This window comes from Sphingobacterium sp. 40-24, from assembly GCF_001899705.1.
GTDB lineage: Bacteria > Bacteroidota > Bacteroidia > Sphingobacteriales > Sphingobacteriaceae > Sphingobacterium > Sphingobacterium multivorum.
Genome location: NZ_MKWH01000009.1, coordinates 17,461 through 35,680 on the forward strand (window position 1 = coordinate 17,461; position 18,220 = coordinate 35,680).

Genomic DNA, 18,220 nt, shown 5'->3' on the forward strand with positions numbered 1-18,220 from the left:
TCAATAGGAAACAGCTCCACGGCCGATCCAGGAGGATAATAAGGATAAGCGACAAGGATAAACTTAAACACATAAAAACATGAAAACAATTGCAAAAAGAATTATTGGCGCACTGGGTACAGGGGCCTTAATTGCAGGTATTATTATCGGTGCTAATGCCCATGATAAAAAAGAAGAAATCAAAGTTGAAACAAAAGCTGAAACCGAAGAATGGCATTTCGACGGGGCGGTAGATCCTGCTAATAACAATGTTGATAGTCCATCACAATATTCAAAAGGAGAAAGCACATCATGCAACAACACACCTGAAACTGTATGTAACTTAAATGCTCCGGCAAGCAGTTCAAATTCAAACCAGCCAGATTTAAGCGCAATGGTCGGAAGCACAGGAAAAACCGTATCGCAAAGAATCAATGATGCGATAAGCAGCGGTACACCGAATGAAACGGTCACCTCCTTTCGATCCGAATAAGATGCTGTTTCTTTAAATAAGAAAACCGAAGTCTTTTAGCCTTCGGTTTTCTTGTGTTTTCATTACCTCGGATTCTGCGTCATCCCTGAAGTTCGGATAACGTCTTGTGGGATGATAAATGTAAACCTAAGATCCCTTACCGGCAGAGTAAACTTCTTCGTTTCACTACCATCGGTCAATATGCGGGTCAAATTTCTCTTAAATCGATCATCTTGATTCAGCCGTCGGATATCCGACCAGCGGACGCCTCTAAACAGAAGTTCTTTTCTCCTTTCCTGCAGTATATAACGCAGCACCTCTTCTTGAGAGGAATACACGGCGGGGAAATTATAAGCTCCTGCATATCGCATAGACAAAAGTGTCGTTAGTGTCGTTTTCGCTTCTGAAATTTTATTTAGGCGAGCGAGGCACTCCGATTTTATCAGAAATTGTTCATCCACAGCCAAGCCATTAAAGAAACTGGAACTATAATAACCAGCATAATTCCCTTTAAATGCTACAAATCCATTTGTTTTCTTGTTGAAAAACACTTTCTTCCTCAAATCATTGTCTCCATAACTGTTGTAAAGCACAGTATCGACGTTTGCTCGCGTTGGGCTTAGCATGCTCATGCTGGCACTATGTGCCCAAAATATAACTTCCGGATTGAAAGTTTCAAAAGGAGTCGTACTTGCTGTATTTCGCATGCTGTAATCCATCAATGTACTGTTACGGGTCAATGCCTCATTTGCATTGCTGAGGGCCTGTTCATAATTTTGCATGGTCAAGTATACCCTTGCCAATAAAGCATATGCAGCAGTTTTATTTGACCGCGTAGCAAAAGCTACCGTCTCGGGGAGTAGAGCTTTAGCCTCATGGAGATCCTTAAGAATCTGATCATAAGTTTCAATGATTGAAGAGCGATGTGACTTCTCTTCAAAACTTGGATCCAGACGCAGTGGCAAGCCCAGCTTTTGCATATTGTGTGTTTCATCTCCTGGCTGATATACTGGAGCATATACTTGAGCCAGCTGAAAATACGTGTAGGCCCTGAGAAATAGCGCAAAGCCTTTTAGGCTATTGTATTCGACCGTATTTTTGTTTTCGACAGCATTTAGATGATCCAATACTGTATTAGCGTAGAAAATAACTTGATAGCAATTTCTCCATTGAAGACCGACGTTGATCAACTGAAACTGGGGATTTGGATGCCAGGTATAAGCCTGCTTATCAAATTCGGTTAATTTATTCAAAACTGATGCTTCCAGAAAAAAGTCATCCGTATTCAGTTCAATCAATCCCGGACCAGTATATAAATTAATCGTTGAATTATTATCCAGCAAGGCCTGAAGATCTTTCAAAGTGTTGGGTACTGCTAAAGCGCCATCACTTTTTTCATCCAGGAATTTATCACAGGAATTTAAGAACATTCCTATGAGAATAACGAGAAGCTGTACAGTCTTGACGCGCAGCGATATATATGTCAATTTCATCATCTTATAAATTAATGTTAATCCCTAATGAGTAAATACGTCCTGGCGGAGTAGTGAAATAATCCGGATCCACACCCTTTTTATTCGCGCGCCACAAGATGCCTACATTATTGACCGAGGCCGTGAACGCCCCAGGGAATTTTGGTAAAGCATATCGTAGTCCGATATCCTGAAGTCTGATGACATCCCCTTTGAGCACATTTGGTTCCGCGTACTTATAAAAATTGTCACGATTTCCGTTTCCGGGATATAAAAGAGAGGGTACAGTAGTATAATTTTCATCACCTGGATTTTGCCATCTCTTATAGTAATCGCCATGTGCGGCTGCCCCATCAAATAAACCGTTGTATCCGATGGTCCGATTTCTGAAATAATGCCCAAACTTATAGTTTATGGAAAACGTCAGCTGGAGTGTTTTATAAGACAGCATTCCTCTCAAAAACCCATAGTACCGGGGCAATGCCGATCCATAATAATGCAGATTTTGCAACGAGTCGTTCAGAAGTTTCTGGTAGTCCTTGGAGATCTCCCCGTTGAAATATCCTTGCGGATCTCCATTCTGCGGATTAAGCCCGGCAAAGCGGTACGCAAAAACAGGATAAAGCTCTTTTTGTAGGATAGGATTGAGCGCCCTAGGGCCAGATTCGGCATAATTTTGTGTTGACGACAGCGTACCATTAAATTTCGTCACCGTGCTTTTGGCATGTGATAAGCCCACCGTAATTTTCCATTGCAATGGACTTCCCGAGGCTGATGTTACGTCTAACTTCGCATCAAATCCTGTGCCTCGTATCTCCCCAATATTTCGGTCAGCCGTCAAAAACCCTGTTGTCGGATCCAGTTCGTCTGGTGCTATCAGGTCAATGGACCATTTGTCAAACCATTCAAATGAACCCGAGATTCTATTTCCCAGCACTGCAAAATCAACCCCATTATTCCATGTCCGCACTTCTTCCCATTTGAGATACGGGTTTGGGGGCGTATTGATCAAGCCGTAGGGATAATTCGTAAAAGGAGCCGTACCTACATATAACATAATAGGATCTCTATTTGCTCCATTTGCCAGGTTTCCGCTAGTTCCGAATGTACTTCGCAATTTGAGGCTATTGAGCCAGTGAAAATTTTGCATGAAGCCCTCTTTGGACACTATCCAGGACAGGCCTGTAGACCATAGGGGATTCCACCTGTTGTTGGCGATAGCACCAAACACATTGCTCCCATCTTTGCGCATGGAGGCTGTCCATGTATATTTTTGGCGCAGTGTATAGGCTGCATTGGCAAAAACGGAGACAAAACGTTGAATATACTTCGAATTGGAGCCATAATAAGGGATATAGCTATTTCCGTAAAGGTTATCATAGGTTGGGTAAGCATTCACATAATCTACCTTTTGAACAGTCAAGACATTCGGATCCACGCCATAATTACGATACGAGTTCCCCTGGATAGTTCTGTTACTCAATTCCGCGCCGAGCAGCATATTCAATTCGTGTTGCTCGGACCATGTTTTCGCAAAGTTGATCTGCCCCCGTACCCGATGACCGATAAGGTTGCTATAAGCTCGATCTTCAATTGCACCCGCGGGAAGATTACGTTTCACTCCCCCATTATTGACCTGGGTAAATCGGTTGATCAGGTCACGCGCAAAATAGCTATCCTCACTATAAAAATTGTTCCCATGGATCTGTTGGCTTTCGAGGCCGTAGATGAACTGCGCATTTAAGCCCGCCAATATTTGGTATTGAGCAATCAGGTTTATAGCGAGATGATTCAACGAGTTTTTGGTTTTGCTTTGCTGCAGATCCATATAGGGAAGGAGATTCCAGTCGTATAAGTTGCCCTTACCAACAGTATCCACATAATTCTGATTGAGTTGATAAGGGATTGATATGGGATCGCCGCTATCATCAAATAACCTTGAGTAGGGATAATAGACAAAATTGGTAATTCCTGCAGATGAAACATTTTGTGTAGCTGTATAAGCAAAATTTGCCTGAAGGCTGAGTTTTTTATTTAACCGAAGAGTGTTGTTTTGACGCAGGGTAATCCGGTCTGAATGTTTCAAAATTTCGTTTCCGATAGATCTGTCCCAGCCCACGGAAAGACTATGATCGGACCTTGCAGTGCCCGTATTTAGTCGCAAATAATGTTGTTGCAGCGATCCCCAGCGGTAGAATTTTTCCCGATCTTTCCGGACATCATTGTTTTTCCATCCATCAATAATCAGGTCAGCCTTACTTTTGTCAAGTTCTCCGGTTCGTACTTTTTGCAGTATATCGACTAAAGGTGAAAGTACTGTTTTTCGCAAAGTGAGGGGGTTGGTAAAAAGATTATCATAATGACCTTTTTCAAATAGCATCCTCTCCACATCGATAAAGTCTGTCGATTTAACAATCGGATCATAATACAGGTCTTCTGGGGCCTGTAGCGTCCAATTCGTATAAAAGTCAACTTTAAATTTATTGGATACTTTTTTAGTAGTGATCACGACGACACCATTCCCAGCCCTAGCGCCCCATATTGAAGTTGCGGCAGCATCCTTCAGTAAAGTCACCGACTCCACATCATTAGGATTTAGCTGATTGATATCCCCTTCAAAAGGAAAATTATCCACGACAATAAGTGGGCTGATAATTCCCCCCAAAAAAGAATTCATGCCCCGAATGTTTAACTGCGGACTTTTATTTCTATTATCAAATTGCAAGCCTGTTGCCAGACCATCGAGCTGCCCGAGAATATTGGAGGACACCCTTCTTTTCAGGAGATTGCCATTTAATTGTTCAAATGATCCCGTTGCACGCTCACGGGGCAGCTGCTGGAATCCGTCGCTATATACCACGGCCTCTTCCAATTGGATCGTTGCTTTTTTTAGCACAATGTTGACGGGCATTTCATTTAGGATAAGCAGAGTATCTGTCATGTAGCCCACCTTACTGCTATAGACGACGAAAGGTAGTTTGGGAAGGATAATATTAAAATTTCCTTCAGGATCTGTAGCACCTAGTTCCCCAATTTTATTGCTGCGTAAGACGGCCTGAGGGATGCCCTTTCCATTTTGATCCTGCACCTGGCCTTTCAACCGGTGTTGCCCGTAAGCCATGCTGCTGAGTAATATTATACAGCATATCATTAAGCCTTTCATTGCTTCCCACCTTTCATTCTCTCTACCATGGCACGAACCTGATAATCGTTAAGGAAGTTAGCGGTCGAGGAAGCCTGTAGGCGGCCGTATTCATCCAACCAAATATATATTGGAACCGATTGGTGTGGGAACAATTGTTTAAGATATACGTCGTTTACAATAGATGCTGTTTGTGTAACCTGACGCTTAGCGCCTTCGCCTGTCAATACTGTGGTTATTTTTTTGGTATCTGTATCAAAGCTATTGACAAGTATAAAGTTTATATGGTCTCCATAGATCCGCTTAAATCGATCAACTTTTGGGAATTTTGCTATGCATGAGGGGCACCAAGTGGCCCAGAAATCCAGGATCAGCGGTTTTCCACGATATTTTTCTAGAGTTTGATTGGTGTATTTTCCGTTCTCAAAGATCATAAACTCGTGAGACCAAAACTCTTCGGGCACTCTAAATCCAAGCATGACAGGCTGGGCAGGATTAGGCCCATCCGCCCCGCTGTCCTTGCGGGGCGTCTGAGCAGATAAACTAAACATAGAAACCAAACACAGCAGCATCACTCTTGCTCGTTTGCTCTTAAAGACCTTGTATAAATTGTGTAGTGTTGATTTCATCATCTTAAAGTTTTGGTTGGTTAATGGATTGAAAAAAATCGTTGATTTTTTTGGTCAGCTGGAGTTCCTTCCTATTGAGGTCCAGTGTTGACAGTTTTATTTGGGTTGTATTTAACTGGCGGCTATGCGTCAGGAAATACGCCATCAGAGCACGCAGAATATCAGACAAAAACAACGTTTGCTGTACAGCTTCTAATTTGCTTTCGGAGGCTGTCCTAAGTGTTTTACATTTCAAATCCAGTGCGTAGAGGTACTCGCGTATTGTGGCTAGCGGATAATTAGCCCAAAAGTTTTCGATACATTTCAATGGATCGTAACTGTCTTCATGGATCTCGTAGAATGGCCTGTCGAGATGCAGTAGATCTTCATAAATGGCTTTCATGTGTTTAGTTTTTAGCTGTGACCATAGCGCATAGCATTCCCTATCCGACCGAAATCAGCTTTTTGCGGGAACCTGAAAAAACTCAGGTAACAGCGTTTAAAAAATAAGAAATAGGTTATCGGGCGCGGTGCAGGACAGTTACACGTAATTTGATAGAGACGATACCGCGTCCGTTGGTAAAATAAAAAACCGACCTTTTTTATAGAATTTCTATAATAGTATTTTTCTCAAATCTTTGCTTTTGAAATCGGAAACCCTTACTTTTAAAGTGCGAAGATAAAAGAGATAAGGGCTGTTCAATTTTAGAGGGTTGATTTTTAAGAAAATAGGCCGGTAAAATCAACAATTGGTATGCTATAAATATGCCATTACGGCTTTTTTATATCCATTCGATGCCCACGGGGGTACCGACCATTGTTGATTTAAGCGTTTTAGATACTATTCAGGAGCACAGTATTTGTTCTTGGTGAGCAGTGATACCGCAAGGTGGGTAAGCTGATCCTTGATCTGCCGTCGTTCTGTAAATGTTCTTAGCTCTTTTAATCTCATAATCTTACAATTTGGTTAACAAAAAGAGTCTCAAAGGGGAAGTAAGACGCAAGCATCTATAAATATAAAAGAGGCAAGCCCCACTATCTTCCACTGAACACAGGTACGGCAAAGAACCCAGACGCAGTTTCCAATAGGGGAGCTTGCCCCTCCTTATTGTAAAGATACAAAAAGCATTGGGGGTCGCAAACCCTACGTCTCACGTCTTTGAAATTTGCCGTTTCGTGCTCGAGACTAAATCAGCGAACTGATTATAATACAAATATAACAATAAAAAAATTAATCGCAAAATAAATTGCGATATAAATTCAAAACATTAACTAACAGAAATATAAAATGAAGTTTGAAAAGTTTTTGAAAACTTTAAATAAAGAGTTTGAAGCTATACTATCGGATAAAAAACCTTTAGAGTCTTTCCAACTAAATAGTGATTTATCAGTAGTAAAAGGCCGAAACTTTTATAATGCTGTAAAACTACTATCGAACGACTTTGACAAAGACTGTGAAAATGCATTATCCGAAATCGCCAACACAGCCCATAAAAAATATCTTGCAAAACAAAAAGGCAAAGTAAAAAACAATAAGAAGTTGAATACCTACCAAAAATTTATTACTCAATTTGTATCGTCACAAGCAGAAGTTTCAGAAAAAGCAGGCATTGAAAATACAAGATTCACGAAAGTACTAAATCAAACTGCAGATGATTTTTATGCTCATGAAGTTTTTTCGATTGCGAAATCTCAAAATATGAAACTGATAGATGCATTTGAACAGCTATACGAATAACTATTTAAGAATCCTATACTATCTCTGAACAACGAAAGTAGCGACATTAATACTGCAAACTCTTCGACTACTTCTACCGCGATGGCGAGCGACCAACAATTAGGTCAAACTAGGATAGCCCAAAAACGGAGAGAAACAAACAGTAAAAAGCTATTTGTAATTTTTCGATTTAAAAAATTATTTCTATATTAAATAAGCCGGTTGAGATATACCAACATCTAGCGAAGCGCTTCAATCTGTTAGGGCGCTTCATTATTAATAATTAGATTTTTCATAATTTAGATTTATAAAGTTTCTCCCCTTTTATCAGCGACGAAAGGGGAGTTTTTTTGAGCATAGAGCATCTTTAAAATGAAAAAGCCACTCCCTTTCGGAAATGGCTCCAATAAATATCTATAAACTTTAAAAGTATTTGATTACAGCTTTTCGATCTCTTCGATAGAAAGACCGGTGCCTTTAGCAATATCAGCAATAGGTAAACCCATTTTCTTAAACTCCAGTGCAATGGCAATAGCTTCTTCACGCTTCCCTTCAATCTTGCCTTTCTGAATTCCTTTTTTTTCAGCTTTATCTAATAAATATTCTTGAGTGCCCATAGTATCGCTCCTTCCTATTTTTGTTTCTATTTCTTTTTTAAATATACCCAAAACTTCCTCATTATCAAAACTAACGTAGTAAGTTAGAAACCGTAATGAGCTATGCTCATTACAGCATCATTTCCTAATAAAAAAAATTAAATCAATGATAATCATAGAGTCCTTGTCGCGTATCCTTATCCATCTCCCGGTTTATCATTTCATCATAAAGATCGTGCTTAATCGCTTTCAGGCCTTCGTCGCTTATTTTCTTGTTCTTGATAGCCAAAAGAGCAGTAAGAACAATCACAGAAAATGGATTCTTATTTGATCGCAATACCGACTCTTCCTGATCCATGATCTTGTAACTGTTAAAATCATAGCGCAATGACGTACCCATAAATTCTTGCCTATATACCTCCGGCCGATAGCTTCCATTTTCATCGGCCAGAATAGCTATAGCCGTAATAGGAACTTTATAACGATCCCATATTCTATAAAAATAGCGAAACATGCGCTCAGCCAAATCGCCCCTGCCTTTATTGCTCTGGATCTCTACATGGCAGAGTACAAACTGTTCACGGCCATCCTTTAAAAATACCTTCACAAGCTTGTCAACATAACGCACTCCCTCTCAAATGGACTCTTATATTGATTATAAGCAGTGGACAACAAAAATAAATATCCATGCATATAATAACTTTCAGTTATTATAACTATCTTTAAAATTATATAAAGCTTAATAATCACACAGCTTATTTACTCAAATCGCAAAAAACATGCAATTTAAAATGACTCCACGACCACTGCTTTTTGTCTGCGCCCTAAGCCTGTTGTTCAGCTCTTGCCAAAAGGACGACCCTTCTAATCCAAAGGGTCGTATCGATATTGAAACGAAAGATGCTACTTGGACGAAATTGAGTATCCCGGGACAGCTTAGAGGCACATCGGCTATTTACGGCAATATCGACGACACCCTGGTTGTGGCTACCATGTACAAGATTTATATGACTACGGATAAAGGAGCTTCGTGGCAAATGGTCAACGATGCTGGATTTGGCATACCAAGTTTCAGTATGTATCAGGGAGAATTGATGGCTTTAAGTAATTTCCAAGACCATTCGACAAGTCCGACTTTATTCTCGTTGGACCAGGGTAAAAATTGGAGCAGAAAGGGCAAATATGGGTATGAAGTCTATGATAAAATACAGGTCAATCGAAAAGAAACAAAGATCAGTGAAAACGAATCTTACAAAATCATCCCGCAGCCGAAAGAAATCATCGACAAAGAATATGGACGTCCATTAATGCAGCCCGACAAATTAGTAAGGATTACTGATAAAGGTGAACAGCTGCTTGATTTTCCTTTCCGCCGACAACTGAACTATATTTACCACGATAAGAAAAACCGACTTTATATTGGCGCTGAAGGAACACGCTTTGAGTGGACTGTTAAAGGCAATGAGCGTACTTATCCGACGTCCACAGATACAGCGATCATTTACATCAGCAAACTGCCTTTTAACGGACAATAACGAAACAGCACCTAATTATTAGGAAAGAACAAGCGAATAATCGTCCCCTTGCCCAGCTTACTGGAGAGATTAACATTCCCGTCCAGACGTTCCATTAACTCTTTGACTAAGGAGAGCCCTATGCCCGATCCCTTTGCTTCAAGCGCATTGGTTCCGCGTTCATGGGCTTTAAAAATGACATCCAGGTCTTCATCTGGAATGCCGATCCCATTATCTTCCAAATAGTAAACAATGCCTTTGCTTGTCTTTTCACTATAGATCGCAAGATAATCCTGCTGGGTATTTTTAGCATATTTCATCGCATTGGAGATCAGATTAAAAAAAATCTGATAAGCGACACCACAGTCTGTATACAGCTTGTAAAGATTTCCCAATCTAAACTCCAACTGTGATGCTGGATAAATAAGCTTTACTTCAGCGATCCATTCAGCGATCTTTTTATCCATTTCTAAGCATTCCCTTACCGGATTGACAGCTCTTATTTTATTTAGCTGCAGCGTTTGGTTAATAATAGACTGAATATTCTCTATGGCAGCTTGCATATGATCAAACCATTTTTGTTGAACACCTTCGGGCAGACTTATATTTTTACGTAGCATTTCAGTTCCCATCCTCAGAATTGATAACGGATTTTTTAAATCATGGGAAAGCGTATTGGACAATAGATCAAGCTTTCTATTGAAAGATATTTGCTCTTTTTGGCTTTCAGTTTTATCATAGGCAAGTTTTCGTTCCGTCACATCCAATGAGGTATGTAAAATGACGTAGGTCTTTCCCTCTTCGTCCAATAATGCTTGGTATTCGAAATCAAAGTACCGTTTCATAATATCTCTCCCTGACACGATATCCGCCGGAGTATCCTTGGCACGATAGGTAATCCCTGTCTTCCAGACATTTTTCAAAATAGATGAAAACCCTTCCTTTTCAAAACTGGGGAAACAGGCACAAAAAGTATGTCCTAAAATTGAGCTGCTTGCACACCAAGTATCCAGCATTGCCTGGTTGGCAAAGGCAATATTGAGATCCGGACTGTCATAAATAGCCGTGGCTAAGGGTGACCGTTCTAGAACTGACAGCAAAAAGCGCTCATCAAAAGGCATAAAGAAAGAAATTTAGAAATCGTGAATTAATAAATATAGGAGAACTCCTAAGAAAATGCAACAGAAATGATGCCATTCTTTATATCCTTTTTCGTATCTTAACTTTTAAGAAAGTTTAAGATGAATAAAGTAGGAAAAAAAATAAGGTTACTTCGACACCAAAAAGGTTGGAGCCAACAGGATGTAGCAAAAAAACTGGGGATTTCAATTCCCGCATTTTCAAAAATGGAAACAGGCATTACAGATCTTAATCTCTCCAGATTAATCCAGATCGCCAAGTTATTTAATTTAACAGCGGTGCAGCTTTTATCTTTTTCTGAGACAGATCACGTAAATGATTATGTTGACGGAATAACTTTGATTCAGCAAAAGCTGAAAGAACGGGAAGAGGAAATAATCCAGCTTCAGAAAAAAATTATCGATCTCTATGGTCAGCTGTAAAAGGATTAAAACTTCACCCTTATTTCCAAACTCCCTATGTTCTTAATTGGAAAGTTGGAGTTAATTCAGATATGCCTACGTTCCATAAACTTATCCCATTTTTTTAAACCAGTGGATTCTCTACACAGGTATTCATATCGTATACCATTTTAATCTTAAAACGCTAACTGCATATTAATATCCGTATGAAAGCTATTGCCCTTAATATTAAGTTGAAATTTGTAAATTTGAACGCCGATTAGGTGTTTAAACAGCATACGATCTGCCCTTTTGAAACTCTACAATGGATGCTACTGCAGAAAATAAGCTATTGATTTCGCTCTCCAATGGAAACGAACAGTCTTTTTTTGCTTTATATGACCAGTATAGCCACGCCTTATTTTCCACTATCTTTCGAATGGTTAGAGATAAGCAGGTCAGTGAAGAGATCGTGCAAGATGTATTCCTGAAAGTTTGGCAAAAAAGAGCCAGCATCGATCCAAACCGAAGCTTTAAATCGTGGATTTTTACCATAGCTAAAAATGATGTTATTTCTTGGTATAGAAAATTAGCAAAAGAAACCGCGATGCAGGAAAACTTATACCAACATTTCGAGCAGCTCTACCTCATGGAAACAGAAAGCGATATACATGAAAAGCAAGCCGAATTATTAGAAAGAGCACTCAATACCTTAAGCGAGCGTAGAAAAGAAATATTTGTCCTATGTAAATTAGAGCAGAAAAGCTACGAAGAAGTTGCCCAAAAATTGAATATTTCTGTATCCACGGTAAGCAACGCGATGGTCAAATCCAATCAACATATTCGCCAATTTGTACAGGACCATTATGATGAGATTTTGGTAATTCTTGTTACATTCTATTTTTTTTAAAAAAATCAAGATTACGATAGTGTTTTTGCTAATAAGTTGCGTATTAACTTATAGATATGGCAAAAAAAATAGAAAATATTTACAAGAGCTATTTAAACGGAAGTATCCATCGCGTTGATCTCGATAGGTTGCTTCACTATTTCGATCAAGCAAGCGACGAGGAGCTCGAAACCCTTACTTCTTTGGCATCGATCGACTTTGAGGAAGATCAAATCGAACAACCCTTTGCTTCGCATATCGAAATAATTAAAGAACGGTTGGAAGGTAAATTAAACGAATCGAAGAAAAAATCTATTCGTTTAAGACGACAACAACAATGGTGGGCCGCCGCTTCCATCCTACTTGTCGCTGGATTGGCGACTTGGTTTTATTTAGGGCAAGGCCCAAAACCTGCCGATGTCACTGCCCCTTCAGCACCCACGTTATATGTTAAAGATAAGTCCGGGAAAGAAATTGCCATTTTGCCAAAGATAGATTCTGTATGGCAGATAGGAGACATTGCATTTTCCCGTATCGACAGTCAAACTGTAAAAGTAATGGCGATAGGCAAAAATCCAAGCTTGCAAACGATCTATACCCCCAATTCGGACTTTAGGCTTGTTTTGGAAGATGGGACCAAGATTACCATGAATGCCGCATCTACCCTACGGTTTCAGCTTCCTTTTGATGTAGCCAGAAGAGAGGTTTCCTTAGAAGGAGAAGGATACTTTGAGGTTGCTCATGATGCGCAGAGGCCTTTTACTGTAACTGCTGGTACCACAAAAGTTGAAGTGCTGGGAACGGTTTTTAACGTGCGAAATTACGCAGGCGACGGACTTGTTACAACATCCCTGCTGTCCGGGCGGATCGCTTTAAGCAAATCGGGCACAGCTGAAAGGATGATACTTCGTCCAGGGGAAACAGCTGTAACCGATCAAAAAGGAATACATATTGAACATTTAGCTCCAAAGCAAGCTGTGGCCTGGACGGCCGGCTACTTTGACTATCGGGATCAGTCACTTCGCGTAATCCTGTCTGACCTGTCTAGATGGTATGGCGTCGATGTCGATACCATCGCGCTGCCTACGGACCAATCGATCTATATGAAGGTCCGAAAAAATATCCCATTACAGGAAATGCTGCATCTCTTAAATGAAGCAAGCGGCCTGGATTTTCAATTGAACAATAAAAAAATCATATTAAAAACTACATATAAAAAATAACAACTAAATAGTACATTAACCTTCATCTACCATGTCCTACCTAACCCAAAAGCGACCGGTATTTTTGCGGAAATACTTGAGTTTGGTCGCTGGAATTGCCTTGATGAGCATGATTGACCCCTACGAACTACATGCCCAGCAGGTACAGTTAAATTTTAAAAATGCCGATGTCAAAGAGGTGATTACGAGCATATCGGATCACTATGGCTATGAGTTTGTGTTCGACGGCAATCTATTAAAAGCGGCCCGCCCCACCAGCGTTAACCTCAAACTATCAAGCGTTGAAGATGCCTTATCCATTTTATTTAAGGATCAGCCCTTCAGTTATCGTTTAGAAAATAAACGGATTATTCTGTATCGTAAAACCCTATCGAACAATAGCCAGCTTGTCCGGGGAAAAGTAATCGACAGCCTGGGCAATACAATTCCCGGTGTCTCGATTCATAATATACAGGACAATAGCCAAACGATGAGTTCTGCAGAAGGCGATTTCGAACTCAACGTGACCAGCCCGGAGATCCAATTGTCTTTTAGACATGTCTCTTTTAATGAAAAAGTCATGCGTTTCAGTCCTGAGCAAGTAACAAGACCGGTCCGTGTGATGTTGAGTGCAAAGGAATCTATGCTCAACGAAATTATGATAACAGGTTACCAACGAATCAGCAAAGAACGTAGTCCTGGAGCCTATTCCATGATCAACAATGATCAATTGAACAAACAGATTAATGTCGATTTAACTTCTGCGCTCGAAGGCCAAGTAGCTGGGTTGACCTATATCAAAAACCCCGCGCGCGTTGCCGCAGACAATCCCGTACTTCGCGGAATCGGTACCTATTCCAGTGACGTGACCACCAATCCGCTCATCGTCATTGACGACTTACCCACCGAGCTCACCTTAAACGATATCAACCCCTATGACGTAGAGTCCGTGACCGTCCTGAAAGACGCAACAGCTGCATCGATTTACGGAGCCAGGGCAGCCAATGGTGTTATCGTGGTGACGACAAAAAAAGGCAAGGGACAAGGCGTTTCCGTTAACTTTAATGTCGATCAATTCATTACGCAAAAACCGGATATCGCCAAAATGCACTATGCGAGTACATCCGATCTGATCGATTATGAAATTGATGTTTACAACAAAGAGCGTTCGCGCTATGTGAATACCGAATCTTTGTTCAACTACTATGGAAGGTTGGGTAGTGGAAGCCTAAAATACTATTCACCGCTGTACGATCTATTTCGTAAAGAGTCCATCGGGTCAATTAATCAGCAAGAACGGGATGAAACAATAAATACCTGGCGGAACAACGATTACATCAAGGAATTTACTGATAATGTCTGGCAAAATGAAACACGCCAAAGGTATAATGCAAGTATTTCCCAGAATTCGTCCAAAAGCAACACTTTTGTATCCTTCAACTACGACAAAGGAAAAGGACAGGTTATCCACGAAAAAAACGAGAAATTTAACCTGTATCTAAAATCGGCCTTTAATATAACCAAATGGTTGAATGCAACAGTCGGATTGAACGGCACATATTCCGTAAATAAAGAAACGGATGGCATTTACAATGATCTGTTCTTACAGCCTCGTTATACACGCATTAAAGATGAAAATGGCAATTTAGTCTATACACCGTATGTCGATTTGTCCAGTTCTGTCGGACCTGGATCGGCCATAAACGGCGAGACAGCCGAACAGATCGCTGCGAACGGAAATTTAAAAACTACATCATTTAATGTCCTTGAAGCCTTAGGCGAAGGCATCGAGAGCAACAAGAGTTTAAATCTTCGCGCATTTACATCGTTGCGGGCCACTATTTACAAAGGCCTCTCTTTTCAAACGCAGTTTTCCTATGAATTGGGGCAAGCATCCCGTGAAAGTTTCTACGATGAAAATAGCTACATGATGCGTGTTGCCTCAAACGCGATGGTAAGCTACAATAATGCCACAGGAGTATACACGAAAAACCTGCCAGCAGGAGGCCGCTACTATCAATTCGAATCCAAACGGTACAACTATACGTTCAGGAATCAATTTAATTATGATAATACCTTTGGCCAATATGGCCAACATCAGCTAACCGCCCTGGCCGGCTTCGAGATGCGTCAGTCGCATGTACCGCGCCCTATCCAACAATTACTTGTGGGGTACAATCCCGTCACATTGACCTCCACCACCATCGACTGGGCCACATTGAGTAAATCTGGTATCACCAGTTATATCTATGGGGGGAATCTCCGCTTGGGGGACCTGAATGGCGTCGCACAAAAGGAAACCTTACACCGCTTCACCTCGCTTTACGCCAATGCTGGATATACCTACAGCAACAAATACAACCTCACGGGAAGCGTACGGGTGGATCAGGCGGATCTCTTTGGGGTAGACCCGAAGTTTAAGTACCGTCCGTTATGGTCTGTCGGAGCAGGGTGGAATGTCAGCAACGAAGACTTTATGAAAAATAAAGACTGGTTGAATTCGCTTAAGCTACGGGTAACATACGGTATTACTGGTAATGTGGATCAAGAAAGCTCAAGCTATGGTACGGCTACTTGGAAATCCGATAAACTTTTCCCCTACTTGCAGTATCTTGAGCAAAAATCATTACCAAACCCCATGCTGCGCTGGGAAAAAACAACAACGACAAACCTCGGTGTAGATTTTTCGATTTTCGACAACCGCCTGTCCGCTAGTATTGATGCCTATAATCGCTATAGCTCCGATTTGTTGATCGGTGCTGTTCTTGACCCAACCGTAGGTGCCAATTCACGTGTTATCAACAATGGTGCATTACGCAACAAAGGAATTGAGTTTAACATCAATGGCGTATGGCTTAAAAAGAAAGATTTAACAGCAAGCACCCAACTGGTTTTTTCCTTTAATAAAAACAAGGTCGAGAAAGTCAACGGCTTAAATGCGACCGCACAGTCCTATGTTGGTTCACCAACGAATTACTTTTTCCAAGGAAGAAGCTACAATGCTGTCCTGGCTTATCGCTATGGCGGCATGGTGAATGGCTTCCCTTACTTTTTGGATCAAAACGGGGAATCCAATGTTGTTTTTGATGAAAACGGTACGCCTACAAAAATTAATACGATCAATTCGCCCGATGCGTTGGTCGACATGGGCACGCTATTCCCAAAATACACAGGGTCTATCAATCAGCGCTTACGCTATAAAGCATTCGATCTTTCGGCCATGTTTGTCTTCTCTGGCGGACATAAATTACGTAAAGATGCCATCGATCTGGCAAGCGATGAACTCACAAACGCTGGCTTGGTGAACCGATGGGCAGAAGGAGCCAATAACGATTATCCCCGTTTACTGGTCGATTATCCAGACAACCTACGTTCTTCCGCAGGAACCTTATCCACTTTATGGCGCTATAGTGATCAGCAGATTCTGTCGGCTGATTATATCAAGCTTCGGAACATAGCCGTAGGTTATCAATTGCCCAAACAATTGGCCCATAAAGCTGGGATGCAAAACGTCAAACTAACCCTGCAGATGAACAATTTATGGACCTGGAGCGCCGCCGGCAATGACATCGATCCAGAATCCTATTCGCTCAATAGCGGAACGCGCTATCTGCCCTTGGCCAAATCATTCCTGATGGGACTTTCACTCACTTTTTAACCCGAATCTACGATGACTATAAAAACCTTAATGGCAGCATGTGCGACTATAGTGGTCTTTACTGCCTGCGATAAATACCTTGATATAACGCCCAAAGGCTCACAATTGGTGCGTACAACTCAAGATTATTACGATTTGGTCGCCTATCCAAATAGAGGCTATCCGATCAACAACTTTCAGTATCTGGTCGATGACCAATACCTCAAAGAATCCAATGTCATTGGTTTGACGCCCAATATCAATACCATCAACTTTCTGTTTCAGGAACAGGAAGATCGGGTAAGCCAACTTTCCGCATCAAGCTTTTACAATCAGTGCTATAAATACATTGCACAGTGGAATATGATTATTTCCTTGGTTGGTGAAAGTACAGGGGACAATGAATTAAAGACGCTCGCCAAGGCGGAAGCCAAGATGTTTCGGGCCTTTGATTATTTCCATCTGATCAATGTCTATGCAAAAGCTTATGATGCCAGTACAGCAGCCCAGGACGGCGGTGTCTGTATCATGGATAAATATGATCTGGAAGCGAAGCCAGTAAAATCAACCGTGCAGCAGGTATACGATTTTATCCAAAAAGATATAGACGACGCTATACCTCATCTGCAGGAAAAACCCACCAACCCCTATCATCCCTCCTTGGCTTTTGCATATGCCCTGAAGGCAAAGGTACATCTCTTCAAAAGAGAAATTACAGAAGCACAAGCCGCTGCAGAAAAAGCCATGCAGCTGAATGGGCAGTTAATTGACCTTGTCCAGTATGAAAAGTTGGGCGGCCCCAGCAAAACGCCTATCATCGCGGAAAATAATCCAGAAGTATTAAGCTACATGTATGTCAACGGTTATACAGAAATGAACTTTGGTTACAGCTATATCTTAAGTCCAGAATTGACGAGCATGTTTGATCAGGAGGATAAGCGCTTTAGTTTATTTTATACCAAGTCCAATGCTAGTTTTCTGGATATTGGCGCCGGAGCAAGTTACTACAACGTGAAATATACGGCTTTTTTCTTCCCCACAGTAGGACTGAAAACACCGGAGATTTATCTGATGTTGGCAGAATGCTATGCCCGTCAGGATCAATTTGCGAAGGCTATTAATATGTTGAATGCCTTGCGTAAAACCCGGATCGAAGGGAGTAAAGCCTTATTGGCAGTCCCTGCTACCCGAAAGGAAACCATGGATCTGGTCATTAACGAACGCCGACGGGAGCTGCCTATCGGATTCCATCGTTTCTTTGATCTGAAACGTTTGAATCTTGAAAAAGAATATGCGAAAACACTTGTCCGTGTATTCCCGATTGTCAATAAGACTGTCGAACAAAAGACCTACACACTGGCACCAAACTCCAGAATGTACATTATTCCATTTCCATTGGATGTCATGAAGTTAAACCCAAACTTGCGGTTAAATACAGACGAAGCTGTACCGTTTTAATAGATGCTATAACA

The 18,220-nt window shown here is 41.0% G+C and carries 15 protein-coding genes; 8 read left to right on the forward strand and 7 right to left on the reverse strand.

Going from position 1 to position 18,220, the window contains the following annotated elements:
- Window positions 1-79 precede the first annotated feature (79 nt).
- Window positions 80-472 carry a hypothetical protein gene (locus BGP15_RS03385; RefSeq protein ID WP_286768681.1) on the forward strand — a complete coding sequence of 131 codons (393 nt, stop codon included), beginning with the start codon at window positions 80-82 and terminating at the stop codon, window positions 470-472.
- A 62-nt stretch (window positions 473-534) separates the two neighbouring features.
- Here the strand turns inward: BGP15_RS03385 and BGP15_RS03390 are convergent, their stop codons facing one another.
- From BGP15_RS03390 to BGP15_RS03405, 4 genes are read right to left on the reverse strand one after another with little or no spacing between them, the layout of a single operon-like run.
- A complete protein-coding gene (locus tag BGP15_RS03390; RefSeq protein ID WP_286768682.1) occupies window positions 535-1,947 on the reverse strand; it encodes a RagB/SusD family nutrient uptake outer membrane protein in 1,413 nt (470 codons plus the stop codon).
- 1 nt (window position 1,948) lies between these two features.
- Entirely contained in the window at window positions 1,949-5,044 is a 3,096-nt protein-coding gene (locus tag BGP15_RS03395; protein ID WP_286768683.1) for a SusC/RagA family TonB-linked outer membrane protein, read from the reverse strand.
- A gap of 38 nt (window positions 5,045-5,082) precedes the next feature.
- Window positions 5,083-5,697, reverse strand: coding sequence for a TlpA family protein disulfide reductase (locus BGP15_RS03400; protein WP_286768684.1), 615 nt, complete (start codon window positions 5,695-5,697; stop codon window positions 5,083-5,085).
- A gap of 1 nt (window position 5,698) precedes the next feature.
- Window positions 5,699-6,076, reverse strand: coding sequence for a hypothetical protein (locus BGP15_RS03405; RefSeq protein WP_286768685.1), 378 nt, complete (start codon window positions 6,074-6,076; stop codon window positions 5,699-5,701).
- An 885-nt stretch (window positions 6,077-6,961) separates the two neighbouring features.
- On the opposite strand from BGP15_RS03405, the gene BGP15_RS03410 reads away from it, so the two are divergent.
- A complete protein-coding gene (locus tag BGP15_RS03410) occupies window positions 6,962-7,411 on the forward strand; it encodes a hypothetical protein (protein WP_286768686.1) in 450 nt (149 codons plus the stop codon).
- A gap of 416 nt (window positions 7,412-7,827) precedes the next feature.
- Here BGP15_RS03410 and BGP15_RS03415 read toward each other — a convergent pair whose 3' ends face one another.
- Together BGP15_RS03415 and BGP15_RS03420 are read right to left on the reverse strand one after the other, a co-directional pair.
- Window positions 7,828-8,058, reverse strand: coding sequence for an RpnC/YadD family protein (locus BGP15_RS03415; protein WP_286768687.1), 231 nt, complete (start codon window positions 8,056-8,058; stop codon window positions 7,828-7,830).
- A gap of 91 nt (window positions 8,059-8,149) precedes the next feature.
- The gene (locus BGP15_RS03420; RefSeq protein ID WP_286768688.1) at window positions 8,150-8,593 is read right to left on the reverse strand and encodes an RpnC/YadD family protein; all 444 of its coding nucleotides are present in this window, start codon (window positions 8,591-8,593) and stop codon (window positions 8,150-8,152) included.
- A gap of 172 nt (window positions 8,594-8,765) precedes the next feature.
- Between BGP15_RS03420 and BGP15_RS03425 the strand changes: the two genes are divergently transcribed.
- Window positions 8,766-9,521 (forward strand): beta propeller repeat protein, encoded by a 756-nt coding sequence (locus BGP15_RS03425; protein ID WP_286768689.1) that lies wholly within the window; start codon window positions 8,766-8,768, stop codon window positions 9,519-9,521.
- A gap of 11 nt (window positions 9,522-9,532) precedes the next feature.
- Here the strand turns inward: BGP15_RS03425 and BGP15_RS03430 are convergent, their stop codons facing one another.
- A complete protein-coding gene (locus BGP15_RS03430; RefSeq protein WP_286768690.1) occupies window positions 9,533-10,621 on the reverse strand; it encodes a sensor histidine kinase in 1,089 nt (362 codons plus the stop codon).
- Window positions 10,622-10,741: 120 nt separating this feature from the next.
- On the opposite strand from BGP15_RS03430, the gene BGP15_RS03435 reads away from it, so the two are divergent.
- From BGP15_RS03435 to BGP15_RS03455, 5 genes are all read left to right on the forward strand, one after another.
- A complete protein-coding gene (locus BGP15_RS03435; protein ID WP_286768691.1) occupies window positions 10,742-11,062 on the forward strand; it encodes a helix-turn-helix domain-containing protein in 321 nt (106 codons plus the stop codon).
- A 283-nt stretch (window positions 11,063-11,345) separates the two neighbouring features.
- Window positions 11,346-11,930 (forward strand): RNA polymerase sigma factor, encoded by a 585-nt coding sequence (locus tag BGP15_RS03440; protein WP_286768692.1) that lies wholly within the window; start codon window positions 11,346-11,348, stop codon window positions 11,928-11,930.
- A gap of 56 nt (window positions 11,931-11,986) precedes the next feature.
- Window positions 11,987-13,132, forward strand: a complete 1,146-nt coding sequence (locus BGP15_RS03445; protein WP_286768693.1) for a FecR family protein — start codon at window positions 11,987-11,989, stop codon at window positions 13,130-13,132.
- A 31-nt stretch (window positions 13,133-13,163) separates the two neighbouring features.
- On the forward strand, window positions 13,164-16,769 hold the full coding sequence (locus BGP15_RS03450; protein ID WP_286768694.1) for a SusC/RagA family TonB-linked outer membrane protein: 3,606 nt from the start codon (window positions 13,164-13,166) through the stop codon (window positions 16,767-16,769).
- Between the two features lie 12 nt (window positions 16,770-16,781).
- Window positions 16,782-18,206 carry a RagB/SusD family nutrient uptake outer membrane protein gene (locus tag BGP15_RS03455; RefSeq protein WP_286768695.1) on the forward strand — a complete coding sequence of 475 codons (1,425 nt, stop codon included), beginning with the start codon at window positions 16,782-16,784 and terminating at the stop codon, window positions 18,204-18,206.
- The last annotated feature ends 14 nt before the right edge of the window (window positions 18,207-18,220 follow it).